This window comes from Ralstonia chuxiongensis (genome assembly GCF_024158925.1).
GTDB classification, from domain to species: Bacteria; Pseudomonadota; Gammaproteobacteria; order Burkholderiales; family Burkholderiaceae; genus Ralstonia; species Ralstonia chuxiongensis.
Genome location: NZ_JAMYWC010000003.1, coordinates 314,097 through 331,061, shown reverse-complemented (window position 1 = coordinate 331,061; position 16,965 = coordinate 314,097). Strand labels below are relative to the sequence as shown.

The 16,965-nt window shown below is 63.7% G+C and carries 14 protein-coding genes, 1 tRNA gene and 2 pseudogenes; 6 read left to right on the top strand and 11 right to left on the bottom strand.

Going from position 1 to position 16,965, the window contains the following annotated elements:
• Positions 1-12: 12 nt before the first annotated feature.
• The 5 genes and pseudogenes from NKG59_RS10745 to NKG59_RS26505 all read right to left on the bottom strand — a co-directional run.
• Positions 13-903 carry a lytic transglycosylase domain-containing protein gene (locus NKG59_RS10745; RefSeq protein ID WP_253536692.1) on the bottom strand — a complete coding sequence of 297 codons (891 nt, stop codon included), beginning with the start codon at positions 901-903 and terminating at the stop codon, positions 13-15.
• Between the two features lie 16 nt (positions 904-919).
• Positions 920-2,905: a DNA topoisomerase IV subunit B gene (locus NKG59_RS10740; protein WP_253536691.1), complete on the bottom strand. Its 1,986-nt coding sequence runs from the start codon at positions 2,903-2,905 to the stop codon at positions 920-922.
• A 172-nt stretch (positions 2,906-3,077) separates the two neighbouring features.
• Positions 3,078-3,383 (bottom strand): hypothetical protein, encoded by a 306-nt coding sequence (locus NKG59_RS26515; RefSeq protein WP_420804031.1) that lies wholly within the window; start codon positions 3,381-3,383, stop codon positions 3,078-3,080.
• A 258-nt stretch (positions 3,384-3,641) separates the two neighbouring features.
• A pseudogene (locus NKG59_RS26510) lies at positions 3,642-3,953 on the bottom strand (ATP-binding cassette domain-containing protein); the annotation flags it as partial.
• Positions 3,954-4,160: 207 nt separating this feature from the next.
• Positions 4,161-4,988: pseudogene (locus NKG59_RS26505) on the bottom strand (ABC-F family ATP-binding cassette domain-containing protein); the annotation flags it as partial.
• 173 nt (positions 4,989-5,161) lie between these two features.
• On the opposite strand from NKG59_RS26505, the gene NKG59_RS10730 reads away from it, so the two are divergent.
• A complete protein-coding gene (locus tag NKG59_RS10730) occupies positions 5,162-5,368 on the top strand; it encodes a hypothetical protein (RefSeq protein WP_045204680.1) in 207 nt (68 codons plus the stop codon).
• 463 nt (positions 5,369-5,831) lie between these two features.
• On the top strand, positions 5,832-6,743 hold the full coding sequence (locus NKG59_RS10725; RefSeq protein WP_045204468.1) for an amino acid ABC transporter substrate-binding protein: 912 nt from the start codon (positions 5,832-5,834) through the stop codon (positions 6,741-6,743).
• A 60-nt stretch (positions 6,744-6,803) separates the two neighbouring features.
• Here NKG59_RS10725 and NKG59_RS10720 read toward each other — a convergent pair whose 3' ends face one another.
• Positions 6,804-7,778: a Kdo hydroxylase KdoO gene (locus NKG59_RS10720; RefSeq protein ID WP_253536689.1), complete on the bottom strand. Its 975-nt coding sequence runs from the start codon at positions 7,776-7,778 to the stop codon at positions 6,804-6,806.
• 135 nt (positions 7,779-7,913) lie between these two features.
• Complete coding sequence (locus NKG59_RS10715) at positions 7,914-8,129, bottom strand: hypothetical protein (RefSeq protein WP_024976225.1); 216 nt, start codon at positions 8,127-8,129, stop codon at positions 7,914-7,916.
• Positions 8,130-8,440: 311 nt separating this feature from the next.
• Between NKG59_RS10715 and NKG59_RS10710 the strand changes: the two genes are divergently transcribed.
• Positions 8,441-8,515: transfer RNA gene (locus tag NKG59_RS10710), tRNA-Arg, on the top strand.
• Positions 8,516-8,627: 112 nt separating this feature from the next.
• On the opposite strand, the gene NKG59_RS10705 is transcribed toward NKG59_RS10710, so the two are convergent.
• Positions 8,628-8,816 (bottom strand): hypothetical protein, encoded by a 189-nt coding sequence (locus NKG59_RS10705; protein ID WP_012435166.1) that lies wholly within the window; start codon positions 8,814-8,816, stop codon positions 8,628-8,630.
• Between the two features lie 499 nt (positions 8,817-9,315).
• On the opposite strand from NKG59_RS10705, the gene NKG59_RS10700 reads away from it, so the two are divergent.
• Positions 9,316-11,196, top strand: coding sequence for a DEAD/DEAH box helicase (locus NKG59_RS10700; RefSeq protein ID WP_253536687.1), 1,881 nt, complete (start codon positions 9,316-9,318; stop codon positions 11,194-11,196).
• Between the two features lie 143 nt (positions 11,197-11,339).
• On the opposite strand, the gene NKG59_RS10695 is transcribed toward NKG59_RS10700, so the two are convergent.
• Entirely contained in the window at positions 11,340-12,638 is a 1,299-nt protein-coding gene (locus NKG59_RS10695; RefSeq protein WP_253536686.1) for an ergothioneine biosynthesis protein EgtB, read from the bottom strand.
• Between the two features lie 64 nt (positions 12,639-12,702).
• Complete coding sequence (gene egtD / locus NKG59_RS10690; protein ID WP_253536685.1) at positions 12,703-13,749, bottom strand: L-histidine N(alpha)-methyltransferase; 1,047 nt, start codon at positions 13,747-13,749, stop codon at positions 12,703-12,705.
• A gap of 515 nt (positions 13,750-14,264) precedes the next feature.
• Here egtD and NKG59_RS10685 point away from each other — a divergent pair.
• Positions 14,265-14,957 (top strand): TerC family protein, encoded by a 693-nt coding sequence (locus tag NKG59_RS10685; RefSeq protein ID WP_253536684.1) that lies wholly within the window; start codon positions 14,265-14,267, stop codon positions 14,955-14,957.
• Here NKG59_RS10685 and NKG59_RS10680 read toward each other — a convergent pair.
• Positions 14,954-15,955, bottom strand: coding sequence for a threonine dehydratase (locus NKG59_RS10680; RefSeq protein WP_253536683.1), 1,002 nt, complete (start codon positions 15,953-15,955; stop codon positions 14,954-14,956). The genes NKG59_RS10685 and NKG59_RS10680 overlap by 4 nt on opposite strands.
• A 214-nt stretch (positions 15,956-16,169) precedes the next feature.
• Here NKG59_RS10680 and NKG59_RS10675 point away from each other — a divergent pair, with 214 nt between their 5' ends.
• A complete protein-coding gene (locus tag NKG59_RS10675) occupies positions 16,170-16,964 on the top strand; it encodes a thymidylate synthase (protein WP_045204474.1) in 795 nt (264 codons plus the stop codon).
• The last annotated feature ends 1 nt before the right edge of the window (position 16,965 follow it).

The window sequence follows — 16,965 nt, the reverse complement described above, 5'->3', positions numbered from 1 at the left end:
GCGCCGCCGGGATCAATGTTGGGGGATGTTCGTGGCCACGCCGGTGGCCGGGTCCAATACGAGTTCGATGCGTGCGGGCCGGCCGGTGCGGCCTGGCTTGCGCGTGGCGATGACGCCGTTGGCTCTCACATTCATCAACCCGGGCACGGCGGCGACCGGGTTGTAGTAACGATAGAACTGCAGCACCGTCTTCACGTAGTTCTGGGTCTCGGCGTAGGGCGGAATGTCGTTGCCGTGCTTCTGCACCGCGCCTTCGCCCGCGTTGTAGGCGGCCAGCACAAGTTCCAGGTTGCCCGAGAACATGCGCAGCAGATCGCTCAGGTAACGCACGCCGGTGGTGATGTTCGTTTTCGGGTCGGCCAGCTTCTGCGCAGCGGTGCGGCGGGCGTCGCCGGTCACGCCGTAGCGCGCGCCGGTGTCCGGAATCACCTGCATCAGCCCGATTGCCCCCTTGGGCGACACGGCCTGCGGGTTGAAACCGGATTCGGCGGCAATCACGGCCTTCACCAGCGCGGGGTCGATACCGTGCTTGCTGGCGGCCTGGCGGATCAGCGGCTCCACCGTCGGCACGTTCGGATGCTGCAGCACCGCGCGCACCAAGCGCTGGCGCATGCCGCCGGCGTTGTCGAGTGCGTCGCGCTTGCTGGCATTGAGGTAGGCATCGGCATCGGGCAGCTCGGTCGCCGGCAGGGCGATGGCGCTGTCGTCCTTGGCCTTGTCGTCGCCCTTGCTAGCCACCGCGGCGCCCTTCATGAAGAGCACGTAGCGATCGTCCAGGCGCTCTGCAGCAAAGTGCGCGAGACCGTTTTCATCGATGTAGCCGTAGACGTCCGCGCGCACCGGCTGGCTGGCCACCAGGGCCAGCGCCGTCAATGCGAATGCGAAACGTGCGAAAAGCTTCATCGTTTTCAGTCAGCGGTCAAATGTCGGCTTCGACTTCGTTGCCGCGCGCTTCCAGCCACGTGCGGCGCGCGCCGGCTTCGCCCTTGCCCATCAGCATGTTCATCATGTTGATGGTCTGGTCTTGGCCCAGTTCGCCCAGCGCCACCGGCAGCAGACGGCGCGTGTCGGGGTTCATGGTGGTTTCCCAGAGCTGCTCGGCGCTCATCTCGCCCAGGCCCTTGAAGCGGGAGATCTGCCAGGCGCCTTCCTTCACGCCGTCCTTGCGCAGCTTGTCTTCAATGGCTTCCAGCTCGCCGGCGTCCAGCGCGTAGAGCTTCTGCGCGGGCTTCTTGCCGCGCGCGGGGGCATCGACACGATACAGCGGCGGCCGGGCCACGCATACGTTCCCGCGATCGATCAGTTGCGGGAAGTGCTTGAAGAACAACGTGAGCAGCAGCACCTGGATGTGCGCGCCATCCACGTCAGCATCGGACAGGATGCAGATCTTGCCGTAGCGCAGGCCCGACAGGTCGACCGTATCGTTCGGCCCGTGCGGGTCTACGCCGATGGCGACCGCAATGTCGTGCACTTCGTTGTTGGCGAACAGGCGGTCGCGTTCGGTTTCCCACGTATTGAGCACCTTGCCGCGCAGCGGCAGGATGGCCTGGAATTCCTTGTCGCGGCCCATCTTGGCCGAGCCGCCAGCGGAGTCACCTTCCACCAGGAAGAGTTCGTTGCGGGTCACGTCGTCAGACTCGCAATCGGTCAGCTTGCCGGGCAGCACGGCCACGCCGGAGCCCTTCTTCTTCTCGACCTTCTGCGCGGCACGTGTACGCGCCTGCGCTTGCTTGATGACGAGTTCGGCCAGTTTCTTGCCGTGCTCAACGTGCTGGTTCAGCCACAGCTCCAGCGCCGGGCGGCTGAAGGTGGACACGAGCCGCACCGCATCGCGGCTGTTCAGGCGTTCCTTGATCTGGCCCTGGAATTGCGGGTCGAGCACCTTGGCCGACAACACGAACGAAGCGCGCGCAAACACGTCTTCGGACATCAACTTGACGCCCTTGGGCAGCAGCGCGTGCATCTCGACAAAGCTCTTCACGGCCTGGAACAGGCCTTCGCGCAAACCGGATTCGTGCGTACCGCCCGCGGGTGTCGGGATCAGGTTGACGTATGACTCACGTACCGGCGAGCCCTCTTCCGTCCAGGCCACCACCCATGAGGCGCCTTCGCCGAAGGCAAAACCTTCTTCGCCGAGCTTGTCGGGGTCGGCAAAGTGTTCGCCTTCAAACAGGGGGATCACCGGCTCGGCGCCGCTGCCCTGTGCGAGCGATTCGACCAGATAACCGCGCAGGCCCTGGTCGTATTGCCATTCGAGTGTCTCGCCGGTTTTTTCCAGCGTAAGGCTGACCTTCACGCCCGGCAGCAGCACGGCCTTGCTGCGCAGCAAGCGCTGCAGCTCGGCCTGCGGGATGTTCTCGGAATCGAAATACTTGGCGTCCGGCCACGCGCGCACGCGTGTGCCGCTCTTCTTCTCGCCGCGTTCGGCCTTGCGGGTGGTCAGCGGCTCGATCACGTCGCCACCGGAGAACGCAAGGGTCGACACATTTCCGTCACGCCAGACCGTCACTTCCAGCCGCGTCGACAGCGCGTTCGTGACCGACACCCCCACGCCGTGCAAGCCGCCGGAGAACGCGTACGCGCCGCCGCGGCCCTTGTCGAACTTGCCGCCGGCATGCAGGCGCGTGTAGACGATCTCGACCACCGGCACGCCCTCTTCGGGGTGGATGCCGACGGGAATGCCGCGCGCGTCGTCCTCCACGCTCACGCTGCCGTCCTTGTGCAGCGTCACGGCGATCTGCTTGCCGTAGCCGCCCAACGCCTCGTCAGCGGAGTTGTCGATGACTTCCTGCACGATGTGCAGGGGATTGTCGGTGCGCGTGTACATGCCCGGCCGTTGTTTGACCGGTTCCAGGCCCTTGAGGACCTTGATCGACGATTCGCTGTATTGGGAGGTTTTGCTCATGGAAGGCGGAAAAACTGACCAGGCTTGGGTCTGTCCCCAAGCACCGGGAATGCAGCGCGCATTGTAAAGGAAGCTGTCCTCAACAATGCGGAGGGATCGTCAGCGTTGGGATGCGACCCGAAAACCACATTCGGGCGACATCCCGCTGACATATTGCGTGGTTACTGCAGCGTCACACCGTGCCGGCGCGCTTGGCGTCGAGGGCTTCCCAACGCTCCAGCGCCTCCAGCAGCTCCAGTTCGATGGCTTCGTGGCGCTCGGCCAGCTTCTGCGCGCGCTCCGGGTCGCGGCCGTAGATCGTGCCGTCTTCCAGTTCGCCGCCGACCTGCTTTTGCTCCGCCTCCAGCGCCTCGATGGTAGCGGGCAACGCGTCGAGTTCGCGCTGCTCCTTGTAGCTGAGCTTGACCGCGGCGCGCTCGCGCGGCTTGGCCGCCTCGGGCTTCTTCTCTTCGGCGACGGGCTTGGCGGCTTGCGCCATCTTGGCCGAGCGCGCCGATTGCGTCTGCCAGTCCGAGAACCCGCCCACGTATTCGCGCCAACGGCCTTCCCCCTCCGCCGCAATCACCGAGGTGACGACGTTGTCGACAAACGCGCGATCGTGCGAGACCAGGAACACCGTGCCGCTGTACTCCTGCAGCAGCTCTTCCAGCAACTCAAGCGTGTCGATGTCCAGATCGTTAGTCGGCTCGTCGAGCACCAGCACGTTGGCCGGACGGGCAAACAGGCGCGCCAGCAGCAGCCGGTTGCGCTCGCCGCCAGACAGCGAGGCCACAGGCGAGCGCGCACGCTCGGGCGGGAAGAGGAAATCGCCCAGATAGCTCATCACGTGCTTGCGCTGACCGTTGACTTCGATCCAGTCGCTGCCGGGGCTGATGGTGTCGGCAAGCGACCGGTTCAGGTCCAACTGGGCTCGCATCTGGTCGAAATAGGCCACCTGCAGGTTGGTGCCGTTGCGCACCGTGCCCGAATCGGGTGCCAGTTCGCCAAGAATCAACTTCAGCAGCGTGGTCTTGCCGACCCCGTTGGCGCCGAGAATCCCGACCTTGTCGCCGCGCAAAATCGTGGCGGTGAAGTTGTCGACGACGGTTTTGTCGCCATAGCGCTTGGTCACGTCGATCAGCTCGGCGACGATCTTGCCGGAGCGGTCGCCCTGCGAGACCTCCAGCTTGACGTTGCCCTGCACCTCGCGGCGCACCTGGCGTTCCACACGCATCTGTTCCAGCCGCGCAACGCGGCCGACACTGCGTGTGCGACGCGCTTCCACACCCTTGCGGATCCACACTTCTTCCTGCGCGAGCAGCTTGTCGAAGCGGGCGTTCTCCAGGGCTTCGGCTTCCAGCTCCTGCGCCTTGCGCGTCTGATACGCCGTAAAGTTGCCGGGGTACGAACGCAGCTTGCCGCGATCGAGTTCGATGATGCGCGTGGCGACGCGGTCGAGGAACGCGCGATCGTGCGTAATGAACAACACGCTGCCGCGGAAGGCCAGCAGCAAATCTTCGAGCCAGCGGATGGAGTCGTAGTCGAGGTGGTTGGTCGGCTCGTCCAGCAGCAGGATGTCGGGCGCGCTCACCAGCGCCTGCGCAAGCGCCACACGCTTGGTCAAGCCGCCAGACAGCGAACCGATGCGCGCGCCCGGCTGCAGGCCCAATTGGGCAATGGTCGTTTCCACGCGCGTATGCAGTTGCCAGGCGTCTGCCGCTTCCAACTGGGATTGCAACGCCTGCAGCTTGTGCAGCGCGTCTTCGTCGTGGGAATCGCCCATCGACGTGATCAGCGCTTCGTATTCGGCAAGCAGGCCGGCGGCATGCGGCACTCCCATCGCCACGGCTTCGGCCACGGTCTGCTCCGGGTCGAATTCAGGCTCTTGCGGCACATAGGCCGAGGTCACGCCGCTCTGGCGAGCAATCAGGCCGTCATCCGGCGAGGTCGTACCCGCCACGATCTTGAGCAGCGACGACTTGCCAGTGCCATTGCGGCCGATCAGGCCTATGCGCTCGCCGGCCTCCAGCGAGAAATCGGTGTGGTCGAGCAACGCCACGTGGCCGAACGCCAGTTGCGCATCGGTAATGGAAAACAGGGCCATGCTGGAGTGAGAAGGAGGCAGGCCGCGTGCGGCCGGAAGGCGCGTATTGTAGTCGCCCCGCGCGTCGTCCACCGGCGGCATTGCGCTTGCAGATGCCGGTGCTATAACGCTTGTGCCGCCGGACTCGCTTTTTCCGGCCGCGCCATCCATACCGTTACGGAAGGGGAACGACGATGCGCGGACTATTCGGGCTGTTGATCATCTTGATCGTGGCAGGCATTCCGGTGCGGCAGATCTTGCTGCGAACCGGCTTCTCGCCTTGGTGGACGCTGCTTGTGCTGGTGCCGCTGGTGAACCTCGTGGCGCTGTGGATTTTCGCGTTCTCGAACTGGCCGCGGCAGTCGTCGCAACCGGGCAATGTGCTGCCCAACCAGAACTAGAAAACGAGCGCACCAAAGAAAACGGCCCGCTTTCGGCGGGCCGGAAGAGTCTCTCCTCGATGCCTTGCGAACAAGACATGGCCGGAGCATAGCGCCCCTCGTCTGTCTCGGGCAGTCGGGACAAACCCGGTAGGGAAAAACGCCTAACGCTAGGCGCGGTGCGGCTTCGCACCGCAGCAACGCATGCACGGCTCGGGCATGCACCGCGGGGAGTCCACTGCACCGCCCCGACGGCTGAGACGGTGCATCGCGCACGTCACGTGTGCGCAATGCACCACTGCAACGCAATCGCCACGCGTCGGCTTTTAGAGGGCTGGGTCGAGTCTTGCAGCCTGCTTACAACACCCAAAAAGTACTGGCCTGCAGGTTGCAACGTCGCGCCGTATCATGCGGCAGGCCCTCCGGCCACGAGCCGGGCATAACGATAAAGTGGGCCGCCGATTCTTTCCCGGGGGATACAACCATGCCGTTCTTCACGCGCGCGCTGCCGGCCGCAGCGCTGCTCTTCGCTTCGCTGTCCAGTTTTGTACCAGGCACTGCCCTGGCTTCCTCCACACCGGTGCTCGACCGCATCCGTGATACCGGCACCGTCCGCGTCGCCTATCGCGAAAGCTCCGTGCCCTTCTCGTTCTACGACGCTGATAAAAAGCCCGTCGGCTATGCCGTCGACCTGTGCCTGCGCGTGGTCGACAAGCTGCGCACGGACTTGAAGCGGCCTGACCTGAAAGTGCAATACGTGATGGTCACGCCTTCGACGCGGATGCCGGCCATCATCGAAGGCAAAGCCGACCTCGAGTGCGGCTCGACCACCAATAATCGCGAACGCCGCGAGAAAGTGGCATTCACGATCCCGCATTACATCGCGGGCATCCGCATGATCGTCAAGACTTCGTCTGGCATCCGCAGGTGGGACGACCTGCGCGGCAAGACCGTCGTCACCACCAAAGGCACCACCAGCGTGGCGGAACTGCGCAAGATGAATGACGTGCGCGTGCTGAATATGAAGTTTCTCGAAGCCAAGGACCACGCTGAATCGTTTGCGATGGTCGAAACCGGCAAGGCTGACGCCTTTGCGATGGACGACGTGCTGCTCTTCGGCTTCCGCGCCAACACCAAGACGCCAAGCGACTACGCCGTCGTCGGCGACATGCTCACGGTCGAGCCCTACGCGATCATGCTCAGCAAGGACGACGCCGAGTTCAAGCACCTTGTTGATCGCGCGATGACCAACATCATCCTCGACTACGACGCCGACAAGCTCTACAAAAAGTGGTTCCAGCAACCGATTCCGCCGCACAGCGCGAAGCTCGATATACCGATGAGCTTCCTGCTGCGCGACTCGTTCAAGTACCCGAGCGACAAGGTCGCCGATTGAACGCAACGGTGTGATCGCGCAACGCCGCCGTGTAGTCAGGCGGCGTTTTGCTTTGCGCGGTCAGCGCTGGGCGGGCAGCATCGGCTTGTTGAGCATGCGCGACAGGACAGCTTCGGGCGAATGGGTGCGATCGGCAATGGCCGCCGGATCAAGGTAGAACGTCTGTTCCATCATCGCGCGGCCGCGCATTGCCGCATGCAGCGCCTGATCGCTGAAGACCACCCACGTCGCACCCGGAGCGAATTCGAACGTCTGTTGCGGTGCCCCGCGCTGATAGACCAGGTCGGCCTTCGCGAGATCGTGCAGCTGCAGCATGCGGTGGTCGTATTCGGAGCGTAGGCGCTTGGTGATATGCAGCTTGTGCATCAGCCACGATTGTCCCGGGAGCATCCCACGCGTTTTCTGCACAAACCGCTGGGCGAAGTCGGCAAAGGGTTCGCCGATGCGCCAGACGCGCGAGGCATCCGGATCGACATTGTGGAACACACGCAAGAGGCGCTGGCCGTGCAGCGGGTTCGACGGGAATGCGTCGACGTGCAGACGCGTGTCGTCCTTGCGCCAACTGACCGGCCGCCCGGCAATCTCGGCCGGCCGCAACGACGTGCCGGCTCGCTTCAAATGCGGGGCGTAGTCGGGAAACAGCGTCAGCACGAGGCACTCGGCAGCATCGGCGTAACGCCGGATCAAGGTAGCGAGATCGCGCAGATCAGCGGGCTGCCCGATGGCGCCGCGCACGCCGGCCTCGTTCGCCCGCAGGTTGATGTTCTTCGTCTTGCCGTCAGACCAGCGTGCATCGAGAAAGCGCTGCTCCCGGGCATCAAGTGGGAAGTCGAGCCCTGGAAAATGCAGCACATTGCCGCGCTCCAGCGCAGACCGCATGGCAGCCGCCTCATCAGACGTCACCACGGGTGACCATTCACGCACCGGCCACGGCACCACCATGTCGATGGCAGGCGGCGCAGCGACGGCTCGCTGTCCGGAATAGTGGTTGTGCGTCGGCGGCGTGGCGGGCGCAAACCCTTGCATACTTCCCATGAACTTATCAATCGCTTACGTAAATATTTGCGAATGATAGAGCGCTCACCACCTCAGCGCATCGCCAGGAAACACAACACAGCATGTCTTACGACATGTGCCGAAGTGCTTGCTTGCCGGCGCGGAGAGCGGATTTCAGAGAAAGTGCTTGACGACCTGCTCTTCCAGGCCGACAAAGCGCACGAGCTGGCGTGAGCCGTCAGGAAATTGCTTGATGACGTGGCCGTCGGGGGTATCGGTGTGACGGAAATAGATCGGTCGATCAATCGTCCCGGGCCGATGCTTGGGAAGCAGGCTTTCCAGCGACGGCTCCACCGTCCACGGATCGTCCCGTTCTTCGGATGTCAGCATGTTGGTCGCCTAGGGGTTTCTGAAAGGGGTGATGAAGCATAACTTCCGTGAACAACCGTGGAAAGTTCGTAATACTTAAATCTGATTCTTTGACCGATCGTTCGTTCGCTTTAGCGTTTGCCTCATCACAAGTACGCCTGGACTGTGGGCCGCAACCTACAAAACTCATGGCGTCATCATCGTTTCATATGGCATCGGTAACAGCTGCCGACGCAGCCCGGCGCTCCCGCGGTTCTCTGGTCTTGGCTCTGCAAATTGCGTAGAATCGCGGCTCGCTCGGGCGGCCGTTGGCGTCACCCGGGAGTCGGTCACTCGCCGTAGCACAATGGATAGTGCACGCGCCTCCTAAGCGTGAGATACAGGTTCGATTCCTGTCGGCGGGACCAGCAGATATGACAAAGCCAGGCAACACGCCTGGCTTTTGTTTTCTTGCCCGCACAAAACAACGAGGCCCGCCACATGCGGGCGGGCCTATGGCTGCGGATGGCCCCGGGCCATCTAGGTCAACACCGGTAGCGCTTCGAGCACGAGCAGCCCGATCAGCACCCCAATGATCGTCAGCAGTACGCGGATCCCTACTCGCGCACCTCGGATCACCAGCGGCGCAGACGCCAGTCCGATCACGCCCGCAACGCAAACGGCGAGCAACAGGTATAGGTTGGAGAAGGCCATCGGGAATTCCATCATCCGCCCCTTTCCGGCTGTGAGCATGGCCGGTCTTTTGAGTATAGGCGGCGCGCTCGATCCAGCAAGCGTCGGTACCGTCACATACATCAATGTCACCAGCATTTTTGCGCACTGCAAAAATTCGTGCTATAGTGCGCGACTTGGCTGCTTACTGCCGTATTTTTCGGTCCGCGGTTGGCCGATGTGCCGGTTTCAAACCGGCGCGCATCGTCCAAATCCCCGCCCGTTGCATGCATGCGCAGCCGATTGCCATTGTGCTTGGCATCGTCTCCGATCTCCCGCGTGGATTCACATCACGCCGAAGGGACCGCCGCCCCACCTCGCTGACCTGTTCAGCTTGAGGCCGGCCCATTCCCCCGCCTGTCCGTTCTGCAGCCCGTCTGTCGAACCGGCCTTATCCGATTGGCGCCGACGCCCGTGATTAACCGGTCGCCGTATCCCATTTCCGTCGTCTGCATCCGTTGATGTAGCGGCGCGGCAGCCTTACTACCTATTCGACATGACGCAGCCTCAAGACGGCAGCGGCGCTATTGCGCACGCTGAAACCAGCAACACCAATACCGAAAACCTCATCGCCGAAGCCGCGACCCGTGCTAGCGCGTTTGCTGCACTGGGCTTGGACGAACGCATCGTCCGCGCGCTGGGCGAAGTGAACTACATCACCCCGACGCCGGTTCAAGCGCAAGCCATTCCGGCCTGCCTGTCGGGCCGCGACCTGCTGGTCACGAGCCAAACCGGCTCGGGCAAGACCGCCGCCTTCATCCTGCCGGCCATCCAGCGCATCAGCGAGCAGCCTGAGCCGCAGCGTCCGCGCATGGACGGCCCGCCGCAACGCATGAAGGGCCGCCGCCCCCGCCCGGCACCGGCCAAGCCGTCGCTGCTGGTGCTCACGCCCACGCGCGAACTGGCCCTGCAAGTGACTACCGCCACCGCACAATACGGTCGCCATCTGCGCCGCATCGTCTGCGCGAGCATCCTGGGCGGCATGCCCTACCCGAAGCAGCTGGACATGCTGGCACGCATGCCGGACATCATCATCGCCACGCCTGGCCGCCTGCTCGACCACATCGACTCAGGCCGCATCGATCTGTCGGCGCTCGACATGCTCGTCTTTGACGAAGCCGACCGCATGCTGGACATGGGCTTCTCGGATGACATCGAAGCCATCGTCGGCGCCACGCCGGCCACGCGCCAAATGCTGATGTTCTCGGCAACGATGGATCGCCGCATCGAGCAACTGGCCGAGCGCATGATGCGCGAGCCGCAGCGTATCGAAATCGCCGCCACGAAGATCGACCAAAGCAACATCGAAGAGCGCCTGCACTTCACCGACGACATGTCGCACAAGCAGCAACTGCTGGATCACCTGCTGCGCGACGCGTCGCTCAAGCAAGCCATCGTCTTCACGGCGACCAAGCGTGATGCTGACTCGCTGGCCGAGCGCCTGACCGAGCACGGTTTCTCCGCCGGCGCCTTGCATGGCGACATGCACCAGGGCGCGCGTAACCGTACGCTGACGGCACTGCGCCGCGGTCAGTTGCGCGTGCTGGTGGCCACCGACGTGGCAGCTCGCGGCATTGACGTGCCGGACATCACGCACGTGGTCAACTTCGACCTGCCCAAGCAAGCTGAAGACTACGTGCACCGCATCGGCCGTACGGGCCGTGCCGGCCGCAGCGGGATCGCCATTAACCTGGTGAACCACAACGACACGTTCCAATGGCGCCGTATCGAGCGCTTCGTTGATCGACGCATCGACGCATCGGTTGTTGAGGGCCTGGAGCCGAAGCGCTCGGCCAAGCCCCGCACTGGTGGCCCGCGCGCCGGCGGCGACCGTGGCGGCTACCGCGGAAACGGTGGTAATGGCGGCGGTTATCGCGGCCAGCGTGAAGGCTACGGCGCACGCCAAGGCGGCAACGGTGGCAATAGCGGCAACAACGAAGGCCGCTTCCAACGCAGCTTCGGCGGCGACCGCGACGGCTTTGCTCCGCGCCGCGATGATCGCAACGGCAACGGAAACGGAAACAGCAACAGCAACAGCGGCGGCTACCAAGGGGCCCAACGCGAATGGAACCGCGACGACCGCGCCCCGCGTCCGTCCTATGGCCAAGGCCAGCAAAACCGTGGCGACTGGCAACAACGCCCCGCGCGCACGCAAGGCACGCAAGACGGCAACCGTAGCTACGGCAACGGCGCGGGCACCAGCAACGGTGGCGGCTATGGCAATCGCGATGGCAACCGGGAAGGCGCCCCGCGTCGCTTCGGCGACAACAACGGCGCCAGCCGCTTCGGCGACGGTGGCAACGGCGCGCAGCGTCGCAGCTATGGCAACCGCGACAGCTACGGCAGCAAGGGCCGTTCGCGCGACTTCGATCGTTGATCGATGAGGGGTCATCTTTTCCGGATGGCCCTAGCAGACAGCCAACAAAAAACCCCACGTTTAACAGCGTGGGGTTTTTTGCTTCTTGGGCAACGCCGGTCAATCGCGGCTCGACTTGCCGGTCCTGCCCCAAAAGGCTTCCATTACAGCGCGCAGGTTCGGAAGCCGACAAAGACGTCATCGCGCTCCGGCAACAGGAAGCCCCGGAAACGCGGGTGACGGGTGCGTTGCGGCGTATGTGCCGCGGCGCCCCGCACCGCCTGCATCGTCATGAAGTGCGGCGCCGAGAGGCTCGCCACACGGCCTCGCGGCATGCCCGGCACAAAATCCGGATACGGCTCGAACGGCGACGACGTCCACTCCCACACCTGCCCCCAATGAAAGCCGGCCCTGCCCTGCACCGCAGCCATCTCCCATTCGTCTTCGGTCGGTAAGCGACGGCCAGCCCAGCGGCACCACGCCTGGGCTTCGTACAGGCTTACATGGCGCACGGCTTCATCCCGGTTGATCGTACGCGCTTGACCGTAGCGCAGTGCCTGCCAGGTACGCGTGGCGGGATCGCGCTGCCAACCCAGCGGCGCCGAACGCTCCTGCATCATCAGCCACTCCATGCCGGCCGGCGACCACCACTGCGGATGATCGTAACCACGGTCTTCGATGAACTCCAGATATTGGCCATTCGTGACCGGCTGCGCATCGATCTCGAACGCGGGCACATACGTGCGGTACGGCGGACACTCGTTGTCGAAGAAGAAGCCATCGGCATCGGGCCAGCCCATCTGGAAACGGCCGCCGGACAACGCCAATGTCTGGGCAGCCGGCACGGCCACGGCGGCCAGCGGTGGCTGTCCAGCGGGTTGCAGGCCCAGTACCTGCAGCAGACCGTGCAGATGTTCGGCGCGCAGGTCTTCGTGGAATACCGCCCAGCGGAACGGCTCCAGCGACGCATCGTCATCGGTGCCGAGCGTGGCCAGCTTACGCAGCACGCGGTCGAGCACGTCATGCGCGTACTGCTTGATCGCGGCAATGCCGGGCAGCGTCAGGTCCCAGCACGCCTCTGGCGGCATGCGATCCATGTCGAAGAACGTGTCGGCACCGTCAAGCGCGGCGGGCAGCGTGGCCTGCCAAAGCGCCAGATCCCACTCGGTGCCGGCGCCGTCTTCGATGGTGTCGCTGCCGTTGCGACGCGGCTCGCGCAGGCACCAGAACTCGGCAAACCAGGCCAACTGGCCCAGGGTCCAGAGCGGCGGGGCGTGATGTTCCACGCGTTCAATCTGCCAGCCGCGCTGCGTATCGCCAAACGCCGACAACAACGCCAGCGTGCGATTGCGCGCATCGACCAGGCTATGCGCGATGCCTTGGCGAGGCAGGCGGCGGCCGTCGGTCCAGTCGGGAAGCGATCCGATGAAGGTCGGATCGGGGAGCATGAAGAATTCAGCCATCGCGGCAAACCTCGGGCGGGAATCGATCCATTATCGCACTGGCCTGCAGGCGCCGCGTTCGCGCCTAAGGGCCTACGCTCGCATGGCAGACGGCAAAGTCACCGCCGGTGTCAGTCCAGGCATGCAGATCCTCGAACCCGGCATCGGCAAACATCACTTGGAGGCTCGCCAAGTCGTATTTGACGGAGTTCTCGGTGTGCATGCGGTCGCCAGCGGCGAAGGCGCGGGCGCGCTTGCCCCATTGCACCGTTACATCGCGACGAGCTTCCAGGTGCATCTCAACGCGGTGGGCTTCAGGGCGGTACAGCGCGACATGGCGCCAGTCCCGCACGTCGAAATTTGCGCCCAGGAGGCGATTCAGGTTGCGCAGCACGTTCAGGTTGAACGCTGCCGTCACGCCGAGCGGATCGTCGTAAGCGGCCTCGAGGCGTTGGGCGTCTTTGATGAGGTCGATACCGATCAGCACGCTGTCGCCGGAGGCCGAAGCTTCGCGCAGGCGCGAGAGAAATGCGCCCGCCTCTTCCGGCGTGAAGTTGCCCAGGCTCGAACCGGGATAGAACCACACGCGGCGACCATCGCCCACGGCATCGGGCAACACCAGCGGTGCACATAGATCGGCGCCGATGCCGACCATCGGCAATTGGGGATGCTGACGCGCAAGTCCACGCAGCGTATCGCGTAGAAAATCCGCCGAGATGTCGATCGCCACATAACGCGACGGCGCGAGCGTGCGGAACAGGCGTGCGGCCTTCTCGCAATTGCCGGCCCCCAGGTCGATCAACGTGGCGCCGCGACCCACGCGCATCGCGATCTCGGCCGCGTGCAGGCTGAAGATGGCGGCTTCGGTGCGCGTCGGGTAGTACTCGGGCAAGTCGGTAATCGCTTCGAACAGACGCGAGCCGAGGGCATCGTAGAAGAACTTCGGACTGATATTGGCCGCGGGTGAAAGCAGGCCAGCCTCCGCTTCGGCACGCAGCGCAGCATCATCTTCCGTAAAGAGCTGGTAGAAAGTCAGGCCCGCGCCAATGGCGTCGACCGTGGGCTGGGGCTGGATCAGACGAGCCAGCGCGCGGCGGGCATAGGTATCGGCGGACGGCTTGGTGGCCTGCATGGTGTCTCCCGTTGTGGGTGGAACGGCACGGTGCTGCATGGTCATGAGGGCCATTGACAGCGAGAAATGTGCCATCGCGCTTATGCCATCACCGCACGCTTGTGGCGCGCGGATGAAATTGCAGCGTAGACGCCGCTTTGTGACAGCGCCACCGTTCTTTCGCCGGAGGCTGTCACAACGCGGCATCGCGCTAATCGTAAAAATCACCCGCACCGCTGAAAAAATCACGCACACCGTGCTGCTAGGCCGACGTTGCGTTTTTGCAGCGCACAATCCGCTCGCTGCGATATAATGCGGCTTCCTCAAAGGGGAGTAGCTCGGGGGTTCTTCAACCCCAGGCACGATCGTCATGACGAAGCCCACGCTTCCGGTCGTGCCGGCACCAGCAGGTTCCCAACCTGTTCGTGTCGAGCAAGACCTTTGCAACCGGATTTCATGGTCTGCAAAGCGTCTCGCCCCAGCACTCCATGCAGTTCGGTCAATCGATTTTTATTGTTGTTTGACTTGGAGCCACCATGGAATGGTTGTCTGACATCTTCACCATGCAGTTTGCCGCCGCGCTGGCGTCGATCATCGTGATCGACCTCGTGCTTGCGGGAGATAACGCCATCCTCATCGCGCTGGCCGCGCGCAACCTGCCGCCCGCGCTACAGAAGAAGGCCATCATGTGGGGCGCCGCGGGCGCCATCATTGTGCGTGCGCTAATGACGCTGGCGGTGGTATGGCTGCTGAAGATTCCGGGCCTGATGCTGGTGGGCGGTCTGGCGCTGGTGTGGATCGCGTGGAAGCTTCTGGCTGACGACGGCCAAGGCGGCGATGAACACGGCGCAGGCAGCACCACGCTGATAGGCGCAATGAAGACCATCATCATCGCCGACGCAGTGATGGGCATCGACAACGTGCTCGCCATTGCCGGCGCATCGCACGGCAGCTTCCTGCTGGTGGTATTGGGCCTGCTGATCAGCGTGCCGGTCGTGGTGTGGGGTAGCGGCGTGGTACTGCGCCTGATCGAACGCTTTCCGGTCATCATCTACGGCGGCGCTGCTGTGCTGGCTTATACGGCCGCGCACATGATCGTGGCCGAACCGGTTCTCAAGGCGTTCTTTGCTGCACAGCCGCTGCTTAAGTGGGCAGTGTATGTGGTGGTGTTCGTGGTCGTACTGGGCGGCGGTTGGTTGGTCCAACGTCGCCGCCAACAACCCGCCTAAGCCAGGATCGGCTGACCGGCAAGCACGCGTGCCAGCTTGGCGCGATCAATGTTGCCGCCGGTCAGCGGCAGACCGACGCGCAGGCCCGCAATCCGCTCCCGCTGCTGCCATGCCCCCGCAAGGGCCGCGGCGGCGGCGCCTTCAGCGATGTTGTGCGTGGTGGAAAAGTACAGGCGAATGGCCTCCGCCACTTCGTCATCCGTCACCGCAATGATCTCGTCGACACCGGCGCGGATCACCTCCAGCGCGTTCGCATCCGGTGTGCGGCATGCAAGCCCGTCGGCCAGCAGCGTGGACACCGGCGCCGACACCACGGTACCGCTGGTGAACGACTGCTCGTAGCATCGGGCATGTGCTGACACGACGCCAACGATGCGCGTCGAAAGCCCCAACGCGTCGCGGGCCCGCACTGCCGCGCAAATCCCGGAACCCATGCCGATCGGCACGTAGACCACATCCAACGGCGTGGCCTCAAGAAACTCCAGCCAGTAGCTCGCCACCCCGACCACCAGATCGTCGTGATACGAGGGCACAAAGTGCAAGCCACGTTCACCGGCCAATTGATCGGCGAACTCGCGGCTTGCCTGGAAATCGTCGCCCGCTTCAATGAGCTCTGCGCCGAGCGCGCGCATGGCGGCATTCTTCTCTACGCTATTGCCGTACGGCACGACGATGGTGACGGCCATACCGTTCCCGCGCGCCGCCAACGCAATCGACTGACCGTGATTACCGCGCGTCGCCGCAATCACACCGCGCACCTTTGGCTCACGTTGGCGCAAGGCATGCAGATAAGTCAGCCCGCCCCGCACCTTGAACGTACCCACTTCGGTGTGGTTTTCATGCTTAACCCACACCGCCGCCCCCATCGCTTCCGAGAGCAACGGCCAGCAGTACTGCGGGGTCGGCGCAATCGCCGCATGGACCACGTTGGCGGCTGCGCGAAGATGGCGCAATTCGGCGGCACGGTCCAGCGACGCGGAGGTAGCAATGGGCAGCATGGTGTTTCTCCGGCAGACAGTTTGAAGCGATGGCGCCATCTTGCCAGCCCCGCGCATCTGACAACATCGACAGTTCTGCGCTTTGTCAGTCCAGCTGTGCCGTCCATTCGACCGGGCCAGTTTCCGGACACTCCCGGTACAGTCGACGTCGCGCCGCTCACGTTACAATGCGGCTCACCCGATTTCAGACGCCCGCCTCTTCGCCCGCGCTCGCATGAAGCCTTATCTCGACCTGATGCGCCATGTCTACGAACATGGCACCGACAAAGCCGACCGCACCGGCACCGGCACGCGATCCGTGTTCGGCCACCAGATGCGCTTCAACCTGCAAGACGGCTTTCCGCTGGTGACCACCAAGAAGGTCCACATCAAGTCCATCGTCTATGAACTGCTGTGGTTCCTCCAGGGCTCGACCAACGTGCGGTGGCTGCAAGACAACGGCGTGACGATCTGGGACGAGTGGGCCGACGCCGACGGCGAACTGGGCCCCGTCTACGGCTCCCAGTGGCGCTCGTGGCCGACGCCCAATGGCGAACACATTGACCAGATTGCCGAGCTGATCGCGCAGATCAAGCGCAACCCCGATTCGCGTCGGCTGATCGTGTCCGCCTGGAACGTGGCCGAGATTCCGCGCATGAAGCTGCCGCCCTGCCACGCGTTCTTTCAGTTCTATGTGGCCGACGGCAAGCTGTCGTGCCAGCTCTACCAGCGCAGCGCCGATATCTTCCTTGGCGTGCCGTTCAACATTGCCAGCTACGCGCTGCTCGTGCATATGGTTGCGCAGCAGACTGGCCTCGATGTGGGCGATTTCGTCTGGACCGGTGGCGATTGCCACCTCTATAACAACCACTTCGAACAAGTCGAGACGCAGCTCGCGCGCGAACCGCTGCCGTTGCCGAAACTGCACATCAAACGCAAGCCCGAGAGCATCTTCGACTACCAGTACGAAGACTTTGAGATCGTCGGCTATCAGAGCCACGCTGCGATCAAAGCACCGGTGGCCGTGTAAC